At 73.9% G+C, this 8,763-nt stretch carries 4 protein-coding genes and 1 pseudogene; all 5 read left to right on the top strand.

What is annotated here, in order from left to right; translation table 11 throughout:
* Positions 1–257, top strand: a pseudogene (locus tag FHL80_RS19050) (tryptophan synthase subunit beta); the annotation flags it as partial.
* Complete coding sequence (trpA, locus tag FHL80_RS19045) at positions 254–1,051, top strand: tryptophan synthase subunit alpha (protein WP_138734937.1); 798 nt, start codon at positions 254–256, stop codon at positions 1,049–1,051. The pseudogene FHL80_RS19050 and the gene trpA, both read left to right, overlap by 4 nt.
* The gene (lgt, locus tag FHL80_RS19040; RefSeq protein WP_138734936.1) at positions 1,048–2,055 is read left to right on the top strand and encodes a prolipoprotein diacylglyceryl transferase; all 1,008 of its coding nucleotides are present in this window, start codon (positions 1,048–1,050) and stop codon (positions 2,053–2,055) included. Before trpA ends, lgt begins: the two co-directional genes overlap by 4 nt.
* A 413-nt stretch (positions 2,056–2,468) precedes the next feature.
* Complete coding sequence (gene gltB / locus FHL80_RS19035) at positions 2,469–7,139, top strand: glutamate synthase large subunit (RefSeq protein WP_138734935.1); 4,671 nt, start codon at positions 2,469–2,471, stop codon at positions 7,137–7,139.
* The gene (locus FHL80_RS19030; RefSeq protein ID WP_138734934.1) at positions 7,132–8,619 is read left to right on the top strand and encodes a glutamate synthase subunit beta; all 1,488 of its coding nucleotides are present in this window, start codon (positions 7,132–7,134) and stop codon (positions 8,617–8,619) included. Before gltB ends, FHL80_RS19030 begins: the two co-directional genes overlap by 8 nt.
* Positions 8,620–8,763: the final 144 nt, after the last annotated feature.

The raw sequence follows: 8,763 nt of genomic DNA, 5'->3' as shown, positions 1-8,763 counted from the left end.
GGGCTGGCGGGCGGGGGGAGGAGCCGGCGTTGCTGCTGGTCAACCTCTCCGGCCGCGGGGACAAGGACGTCGAGACGGCGAGCGCCTGGTTCGGCCTGGGGGAGCACACCGCCCCGACCGACGAGGACGAGCGGGCCGTCGAGGCCGGCCGCGGTGCCGAGCCCGGCCCGGGGCTGGACGAGGACCAGCAGCCCACCGAGGGCGCGGTCACCAACGACGAGGCCGTCGCCGGTCAGGACGCGGGGGAGCAGGCATGAGCGCCCTGCAGACGGTCATCACCGCGGCGAGGGCCGAGGGGCGGGCGGCGCTGATCGCCTACCTCCCGGTCGGCTACCCCGACGTCGACACCTCGATCGCCGCCATGGTCGCCGCCGTCGAGGGCGGGGCGGACGTCGTCGAGGTCGGCGTCCCGTACTCCGACCCGGGCATGGACGGGCCGGTGATCCAGGAGGCGGTGGACGTCGCCGTCCGGGCCGGTGTGGGCATGCGGGACGTGCTGCGGGCCGTCGAGGCGGTCGCCGCCGCCGGCGCCGTCCCGGTGGTCATGAGCTACTGGAACCCGATCGAGCGCTACGGCGTCGACCGGTTCGCCGACGACCTGGTCACCGCCGGGGGAGCGGGCGCGATCACCCCCGACCTGATCCCCGACGAGGCCGCCGCCTGGCTGGCCGCGACCGAGCGCACCGGCCTGGACCGGGTGTTCCTGGTCGCCCCGAGCTCGACCGACGCCCGGCTGGCCGCCACCGCCGCGGCCTCGCGCGGCTTCGTCTACGCAGCCTCCACGATGGGGGTCACCGGCACCCGGGCCACCGTCGGGGACGCCGCCGAGCGGCTGGTCGCGCGGACCCGCTCGGTCAGCGACACGGCGGTCTGCGTGGGCCTCGGCGTCTCCAGCGGGGACCAGGCCGCGGAGGTCGCGGCCTTCGCCGACGGGGTCATCGTCGGCTCGGCGTACGTCCGCACCCTGCTCGCCGGCGAGGGCGCGGACGGCGTGCGTGTCCTGTCCGAGGAGCTCGCGGCCGGCGTCCGGCGTGCGACGGTGCGGACATGACCGTGCTCGCCGCGATCCCGAGCCCGACCCAGGGGGTCTGGGACCTCGGGCCCTTCCCGCTGCGCGGCTACGCGCTGTGCATCATCGCCGGCATCGTGGCGGCCTGCTGGCTGGGCGACCGCCGCTGGGTCGCCCGCGGCGGTGCCCCCGGCGACGTGCTGGACATCGCCGTCTGGATGGTCCCCTTCGGCATCGTCGGCGGCCGGCTCTACCACGTGGTCACCACCCCGGAGCCCTACTTCGGTGAGGGCGGGGACCCGATCCGGGCCCTCGCCATCTGGGAGGGCGGCCTGGGCATCTGGGGCGCGATCGCGTTGGGCGCGGTGGGCGCCTGGATCGGTTGCCGCCGTCGGCGGATCCCGCTGCCGGCCTTCGCCGACGCGCTGGCCCCGGGCATCGTGCTCGCCCAGGCCATCGGCCGGCTGGGCAACTGGTTCAACAACGAGCTCTACGGCCGGGCCACGGACCTGCCGTGGGGGCTGACCATCCACCGCTGGGACTCCTCGGCCGGCCGCGCCCTCATCGGTGCCGACGGCAAGGCCGAGGTGCTGGGCACCTTCCACCCCACCTTCCTGTACGAGCTGCTGTGGGACGTCGGGGTCGCGCTGCTGGTCATCTGGGCCGACCGCCGCTTCCGGCTCTCGCACGGCCGGGCGTTCGCGCTCTACGTGGCCGCCTACTGCGTGGGCCGGCTGTGGATCGAGACGCTGCGGATCGACACCGCCGAGCACTTCTTCGGCGTCCGGCTCAACGTCTTCACCTCCATCGTCGTGGGCCTGCTGGCGGTCGCCTACCTGGTCGCCCAGCGCGGGCGTCCCCGGGAGGTGGTCACCCGCGGTGCAGAGGCCGCCGGTGCCCGCGAGGACGGCGCGGTCCCCGGCGCCGACCCGGCGACCGACCCGCCCGCCGAGCCGCCCACCGGGCACCCGGTGGAGACGCCGGCCGACGGCGCCGCGGGCCGGCGGACGCCGCCCGACGAGGGGGAGCACCCGACCTCGGGCTGACCGCCGGCGAGCCCGCGACGGCGTGCCGGGAGGAGACATGTGCGACACCTGGTCGAGATGTCGCGCAGGTGCGGGGTCTGTGTACGCTCGCAGCGGCCGCCCAGCGATCCTGGGCCGGCCGGCGACGTCGGACCGGGCCAGTGCTGCCCCGCGCACGACCACCCCGCGGCCACCCGCCCCCGCGGGTGCGCGGTCCCTGGGCCGGCTCGGACCACCCGAGTCCCGCCGGCCGATGTCCTACCCGTCGGACCGTCCCGGTCCCGAGACAGCCCGCCCCGCTCACCGGAGCACCGCCCAACCGCACTGACCACCCGGCGGGGTCGCGTGACCCCCCGCATCAGCGCCTCCCCTCCCGGTTCCGTTCGCGGGGTCCCGGTGGAGGACCGCCGCGGCCAGCCGACGACGGGAGTGACATGACCGACCTCGCCGCCCCCACCCGGCTCCAGCCGTTCTCCACGGCCCCGGGCACCGTTGTGCCGTTCTCCGCCCTCCCGGCCGCCGCCGGTCTCTACGACCCGGCCCGGGAGCACGACGCCTGCGGTGTCGCCTTCGTCGCCGACGCCCGCGGTCGCCGCTCGCGGTCGATCGTCACCGCCGGGCTCACCGCCCTGCACAACCTCGACCACCGCGGCGCCGCCGGCTCCGAGCCGAACTCCGGTGACGGCGCGGGGATCCTGACCCAGGTCCCCGACGCGCTGCTGCGCGACTGCGTCGACTTCGACCTGCCGCCGCTGGGGGAGTACGCCGTCGGCATCGCGTTCCTGCCCGCCGACGGGGCCGAGCGAGCCCAGGTGGTCGACGCCGTCGCCGGTCTGGCCGCCGAGGAGGGGCTGGCCGTCCTGGGCTGGCGCGAGCTGCCCGTCGACCCCGACGGCGCGGACCTCGGCCCGACCGCCCGCCGGGTCATGCCGCACTTCGCCCAGCTGTTCGTCGCCGAGACGACCGGCGCCCGCGCCGACACCGCGTTCGGCGGCACCGTCGCCCCGCACGGGGTCACCCGGCTGGAGCGGCGGGCCTTCGTGCTGCGCAAGCGGGTGGAGCGCGCGGCCCGGGACGCCGGCACCAGCTGCTACATCGCCTCGCTGTCCTCCCGCACGATCACCTACAAGGGCATGCTGACCACCGACCAGCTGCCCGCGTTCTTCCCCGACCTGCGCGACGAGCGCTACGAGTCGGCGATCGCCCTCGTCCACAGCCGGTTCTCCACGAACACCTTCCCGAGCTGGCCGCTGGCGCACCCGTTCCGCTTCATCGCGCACAACGGCGAGATCAACACCATCAAGGGCAACCGGAACCGGATGCGGGCCCGCGAGGCCAAGCTGGAGACCGGGCTGTTCGACGGCCCGGCCGGCCCGGCCAGCGAGCTCGGGCTGGAGCGGATCTTCCCGGTCACCGCCAGCGACTTCAGCGACTCCGCGACCTTCGACGAGGTGCTCGAGCTGCTGCACCTGTCCGGCCGCTCGCTGCCGCACGCGGTGCTGATGATGATCCCGGAGGCGTGGGAGAACCACGACGAGATGGACCCGGCCCGCCGGGCCTTCTACCGGTTCCACTCCTCGATCATCGAGGCCTGGGACGGGCCGGCCTGCGTGGCGTTCACCGACGGCAGCCTGATCGGCGCCGTGCTGGACCGCAACGGCCTGCGCCCGGGCCGCTGGTGGCGCACCAAGGACGACCTGGTGGTGCTGGCCAGCGAGGCCGGCGTCCTGGACATCCCGGCCGGCGACGTCGTGGCCAAGGGCCGGCTGCAGCCGGGCCGGATGTTCCTGGTCGACACCACCGCGGGGCGGATCGTCTCCGACGAGGAGGTGAAGGGGGCGCTGGCGCAGGCCGAGCCCTACGACGACTGGCTGCACGCCGGGCTGGTGCACCTGCCGCAGCTGCCCGAGCGCCGGCGCTCGCGGCCCAGCCACGAGTCCGTCGTCCGCCGGCAGCAGCTGTTCGGGTACACCGAGGAGGAGCTGCGGGTCCTGGTCCAGCCGATGGCGGCCAGCGGTGCCGAGCCGATCGGGTCGATGGGCACCGACACCCCGATCGCCTCGCTGTCGGACCGCTCCCGGCAGCTGTACGACTACTTCACCCAGCTCTTCGCGCAGGTGACCAACCCGCCGCTGGACGCCATCCGCGAGGAGCTGGTGACCAGCCTGGGCCGCACCTTCGGGCCCGAGCAGAACCTGCTCCAGGCCACCCCGGCGTCCTGCCGGCAGCTGTTCCTGCCCTACCCGGTCATCGACAACGACGAGCTGGCCAAGATCCTGCACATCGACGACGACGGCGACCTGCCCGGGTTCGCCGCCGTCCGGATCACCGGCCACTTCGACGTCACCGGCGGGGGGCCGGCGCTCGCCCAGGCGATCACCGACCTGCGCACCAAGGTGAGCAAGGCGATCGCGGCCGGTGCCCGGATCATCGTGCTGTCCGACCGGGACTGCGACGAGAAGCGCGCGCCGATCCCGGCGCTGCTGATGACCGCCGCCGTCCACCACCACCTGGTGCGCGAGCGCACCCGGATGCAGGTGGGCCTGGTCGTGGAGTCCGGCGACTGCCGGGAGGTGCACCACGTCGCGCTGCTGCTCGGCTACGGGGCGGCCGCGGTCAACCCCTACCTGGCCTTCGAGAGCGTCGAGGACCTGATCCGCACCGGCACCCTCACCGGCGTCCAGCCGGCCCAGGCCGTCCGCAACGTGGTCAAGGCCATGGGCAAGGGCGTGCTGAAGGTGATGAGCAAGATGGGCATCAGCACCGTCGGCTCGTACACGATGGCGCAGATCTTCGAGACCGTCGGGCTGAGCAAGGCCGTCGTCGACGAGTACTTCACCGGGACGTCGGCCACCCTCGACGGCGTCGGCCTGGACGTGCTCGCCGAGGAGGTGGCCATGCGCCACCGCCGGGCCTACCCGAGCAACGCCACCGAGACCGCCCACCGCCGGCTGGAGACCGGCGGGGAGTACCAGTGGCGCCGCGAGGGCGAGGTGCACCTGTTCAACCCCGAGACGGTGTTCCTGCTCCAGCACGCCACCCGGTCCCGGCAGTACGACGTCTTCCAGCGCTACACCGACACCGTCGACGGGCTGTCCGCCGAGGCGGCGACGCTGCGCGGGCTGTTCGGGCTCACGCCCGACCGGCCGGCGGTGCCGATCGACGAGGTGGAGCCGGTCAGCGAGATCGTGAAGCGCTTCCAGACCGGTGCGATGAGCTACGGCTCGATCTCCGCGGAGGCGCACGAGACGCTGGCGATCGCGATGAACCGGCTGGGTGGGCGGTCCAACACCGGGGAGGGCGGCGAGGACCCCGACCGGTTCAGCCCCGACCCCAACGGCGACCTGCGCCGCTCGTCGATCAAGCAGGTGGCCAGCGGCCGGTTCGGCGTGACCAGCGAGTACCTGGTCAACGCCGACGACATCCAGATCAAGATGGCCCAGGGCGCCAAGCCCGGCGAGGGCGGCCAGCTGCCGGGCAGCAAGGTCTACCCGTGGGTGGCCCGCACCCGGCACTCCACGCCCGGGGTCGGACTGATCAGCCCGCCGCCGCACCACGACATCTACTCGATCGAGGACCTCAAGCAGCTCATCCACGACCTCAAGAACGCGAACGACGAGGCGCGGGTGCACGTCAAGCTGGTGTCCGAGTCCGGCATCGGCACGGTCGCGGCCGGGGTCAGCAAGGCCAAGGCCGACGTCGTCCTGGTGTCCGGCTTCGACGGCGGCACCGGCGCGGCGCCGCTCACCTCGCTCAAGCACGCCGGCACGCCGTGGGAGATCGGCCTGGCCGAGACCCAGCAGACGCTGCTGGCCAACGGGCTGCGCGACCGCATCGTGGTGCAGGTCGACGGGCAGATGAAGACCGGTCGGGACGTGGTCGTGGCCGCTCTGCTGGGCGCGGAGGAGTTCGGCTTCGCCACCGCACCGCTGGTCGTCGAGGGCTGCGTGATGATGCGCGTCTGCCACCTGGACACCTGCCCGGTCGGCGTCGCCACGCAGAACCCGGAGCTGCGGAAGCGGTTCACCGGCCAGCCGGAGTTCGTCGTCACCTTCTTCGAGTTCATCGCCCAGCAGGTGCGCGAGATCCTGGCCCAGCTGGGCTTCCGCTCGATCGACGAGGCCGTCGGCCGCGCCGAGGTCCTCGACGTGCAGCCCGCGGTCGACCACTGGAAGGCCGCCGGGCTGGACCTGTCCCCGGTGCTCGCCGTGCCGGAGCTGCCCGAGGGCACCCCGCGGCGCCGGGTCCGGGACCAGGACCACGGCCTGGACGTGGCCCTGGACCAGACGCTCATCCAGCTCTGCGAGGGCGCGCTGCTGGACGCGCGGCCGGTGCGCCTGGAGCTGCCGGTGCGCAACGTGAACCGCACCGTCGGCACGATGCTGGGCTCGATGGTGACCCGCCGGTTCGGCGGGGAGGGACTGCCGGACGGGACGATCGAGCTGACCTTCACCGGGTCGGCCGGGCAGTCCTTCGGTGCGTTCCTGCCCCGCGGGATCACCATGACCCTGGTCGGGGACGCCAACGACTACGTGGGCAAGGGCCTGTCCGGCGGGCGCGTCGTCGTCCGGCCGGCGGCCGAGGCCGGCTTCGCGGCCGAGGACAACGTCATCGCCGGCAACGTCATCGGCTACGGCGCGACCAGCGGGGAGCTGTTCCTGCGCGGCCGGGTGGGCGAGCGCTTCTGCGTGCGCAACTCCGGTGCGCTGGCCGTCGTCGAGGGGGTGGGCGACCACGCGCTGGAGTACATGACCGGCGGGACGGCGGTCATCCTGGGCAGCACCGGCCGGAACATCGCCGCCGGCATGTCCGGGGGCGTCGGCTACGTCCTCGACCTGGCCCGGCACCGGGTCAACGGCGAGATGGTGGACATCGAGGAGCTGGACGGCGAGGCCGCCCAGTGGCTCCGGGACGTCCTGGAGCGCTACCGGGAGGCCACCGACTCGGCCGTGGCGACCAGCCTGCTGGCCGACTGGGGCCGCTGGTCGGGGCGGTTCAGCGTGATCATGCCGCGCGACTACCGGCGGGCGACGGAGGCCCGGCGGGCCGCCGAGGCCGCCGGGTACGACGTGGACCGAGCTGTCATGGAGGCGGCACGTGGTTGACAGCACCGGGTTCCTGAAGTTCGACCGGCAGATGCCGCCGAGGCGGCCGGTCGAGCTGCGCCTGCTGGACTGGAAGGAGGTGTACCTGACCCGCGAGACGGGTGAGGACGCCGTCTTCCCGGTGCAGGCCGTCCGCGAGCAGGCGGCACGCTGCATGGACTGCGGCATCCCGTTCTGCCACCACGGCTGCCCGCTGGGCAACCTCATCCCGGAGTGGAACGACCTCGCCCGCCGGGACGACTGGCAGGAGGCGATCGAGCGGCTGCACGCGACCAACAACTTCCCGGAGTTCACCGGGAAGCTGTGCCCGGCGCCGTGCGAGTCCGCCTGCGTGCTCAACCTGGAGAACGCGCCGGTCACCATCAAGCAGATCGAGTGGGAGATCGTCGACCAGGCCTTCGTCAACGGCTGGGTGACCCCGCAGCCGCCGGCGGAGCTCACCGGGCGGAAGGTCGCCGTGATCGGCTCCGGGCCGGCCGGGCTGGCCGCCGCCCAGCAGCTCACCCGCGCCGGGCACGAGGTGACCGTCTACGAGCGGGACGACCGGGTCGGCGGCCTGCTCCGCTACGGCATCCCCGAGTTCAAGATGGAGAAGCGCCACCTGGACCGGCGGTTGGACCAGATGCGCGCCGAGGGCACCCGCTTCGTCACCGACGCCGACGTCGGCGGGACCGGCGAGGGTGCGGTGACGACCGAGGCGCTGCGCGCCGGGTACGACGCCGTGGTGCTGGCGATCGGGACGCCGGTGGCCCGTGACCTGCCGCTGCCGGGTCGGGACCTGGACGGCGTCCACTTCGCGATGGAGTACCTGCCGTTCGGCAACCGCGAGGCGCTCGGCGAGCTGGACGACCCGCCGCTGTCGGCCGAGGGCAAGCACGTCGTGATCATCGGCGGTGGTGACACCGGTGCGGACTGCCTGGGCACCGCCCACCGCCAGGGCGCGGCGTCGGTGGCGCAGCTGGACTACAAGCCGGCGCCCACCGGCAGCCGCCCGCAGGACAACCCGTGGCCGACCTACGAGATGATCCTGCGGGTCTCGCCGGCGCACGAGGAGGGTGGCGAGCGGCTGTTCGCCGTCAACACCGAGGCGTTCCTCGGCGACTCCTTCGGCCGGGTCCGGGCCATCGAGGTCGTCGAGATCGAGGTCGTCGACGGCACCCGCCGGCCCAAGCCGGGCAGCACCCGCGAGCTCCCCGCCGACCTGGTGCTGCTGGCCCTGGGCTACACCGGCCCGCAGACCACCGGCCTGGTCGAGGAGCTGGGCGTGGACGTCGACGAGCGCGGCCGGGTGGCCCGGGACGCCGAGTACATGTCCACCGTCCCCGGGGTGTTCGTCGCCGGGGACATGGGCCGCGGGCAGTCGCTGATCGTCTGGGCGATCGCCGAGGGGCGCGCCGCGGCCGGGGCGGTCGACAACTGGCTCACCGGCAACTCGATGCTGCCCCGTCCGGTCACCCCGGACGCCGTCCCGCTGCGCTGAACAAGGACCCCGTCCTCCTCACCCCTCGCAAGCTCGGGGCGAGCCTCGGACGGGGCCGGGGGCCGTTCCAGCACGTCAGGACGTCTGGAACGACTGCCGCCCCTCGGGGAGCCACCGCGGACCCGGTCCGCTGTGGCTCCCCGA

This window comes from Modestobacter excelsi (assembly GCF_005930495.1).
In the GTDB taxonomy this organism is placed as follows: domain Bacteria; phylum Actinomycetota; class Actinomycetes; order Mycobacteriales; family Geodermatophilaceae; genus Modestobacter; species Modestobacter excelsi.
Note: the sequence above shows the minus strand (reverse complement) of the source record. Positions and strands in the feature narration are given on the sequence as shown.